General features: G+C 57.0%; 1 protein-coding gene. It reads left to right on the forward strand.

Translation table 11 applies throughout. From position 1 onward, the window contains the following. On the forward strand, positions 1-1,498 hold a 1,498-nt coding region (locus RMSM_RS12990), incomplete at its 5' end, for a prenyltransferase/squalene oxidase repeat-containing protein (RefSeq protein ID WP_040766238.1). Positions 1,499-1,592: the final 94 nt, after the last annotated feature.

Consider the following 1,592-nt stretch of genomic DNA (forward strand, 5'->3'; position numbering starts at 1 on the left):
GGGAATCGAAAGCATCTTGCGAGAACCGCATGGCTGTTTCGAACAAACCTCGGCAACCAATTATCCCAACACGATGGCGCTGTTGTACATGCAGAAATCCGATACGAGTAATCCCGATTTCACTCAACGTGCAATGGGGATGCTCGAACGAGGTTACGGGAAACTGACCCGTTTCGAGTGTGAAAAGCGGGGGTACGAATGGTTCGGAAACGATCCAGGCCACGAAGCGTTGTCCGCGTTTGGATTGATGCAGTTCAACGACATGACCAAAGTGATGGACGTCAGCCAAGAAATGATCACACGAACGCGAGTCTGGTTGATGGGCCGCCGCGATGGCAAAGGAGGTTTCAAGCGGAATCCACGTCATCTGCATGTTTGGTCCGTCGAGCAGCAAATCGTGAATGCGTATGTGTTGTGGGCGATTTCCGAGGCCGACGTTGCGGTGGGGCAATCGCGACGGACGGCGAACGAATTGAAAGCAGAACTCGACCAACTTGCTCGCGTTGCCGATTCGTCAAATGATCCGTACTTGATCTCGTTGTCGGCTGCGACACTGATGAATGTCAATCGGAACAAAGAAGGGCGTAAACTGCTCGATCGGTTGACGCAATTGCAGCACGAAGACGGGCATTTAGAGGGAGCGACCACGGTGGTTTCCAGCGGCGGTTTGTCGCGAAAGATGGAAACGACCGCGCTGGCCGTATTGGCATGGAGCAAGGCCGCCAAGTACGAGTCCAACGCGGATGGAGCCGCTACGTGGATCCGTGCCAACCGAATGGGAAGCGGCGGTTTTGGGTCAACGCAGGCGACCGTATTAGCGCTGAAGGCGTTGATTACCCATGCCAATCAGCAGGACGTCAGCTCTGCTGGTGCAGTATTGAGCGTGATGCTTGATGGCAAGGTGATTGGTCAGGCAAAAATCCCGCAAGACATTCGTAGCGGTTCGGCGGTCGAGATCGCGGGACTCGGGCATTCGATCGCAGCGAAGCTGGCCGAGTCTGACTCGGTGGAACTGACATTGCGAGCTGACGGCGTCAAGAATTTGTCCTACACCATCGATGTCGCGTACAACGCGACCACGCCAGAGTCTGAGGAAGCGTGCCCCGTGAAGGTGACAACGAAGCTCGCCGGTGAGTTTGACGCCGATGGTAATGTCGCCGCAGGAGATTCGTTGACGGTCAAGGCATCGCTAGTCAATACGACCAACGAAGGTCAACCGATGACGGTCGCGATCGTTGGACTGCCAGGCGGTTTGGAACCGCAGATCGAGCAGTTGGACGAGCTGAAAAAGGCGGGCCGGTTCGACTATTACGAGCTTAACGGACGCGAGGTCGTCTTCTATTGGCGAACCGTCGAGCCCGACGCGGTCAAGGACATCGCGTTTGGTGTGACCGCTGCGATCCCCGGCAAATACACCGGTCCTGCCTCGCGAGCGTACTTGTATTACACCGCCGAGCAAAAGCAGTGGACCGAGCCGATGGCGATCGAAATCCGCTAGCGGAACGCGAGTTGAGCCGCGACGCGTCAGCGGCCGGGCGCGCGCGCTCTAAGAGGGCGGCTCGCGCCGCACAGCTTTCGCATGCTTCGTTTCA

The sequence above is a fragment of the Rhodopirellula maiorica SM1 genome, assembly GCF_000346295.1.
Taxonomy (GTDB): domain Bacteria; phylum Planctomycetota; class Planctomycetia; order Pirellulales; family Pirellulaceae; genus Novipirellula; species Novipirellula maiorica.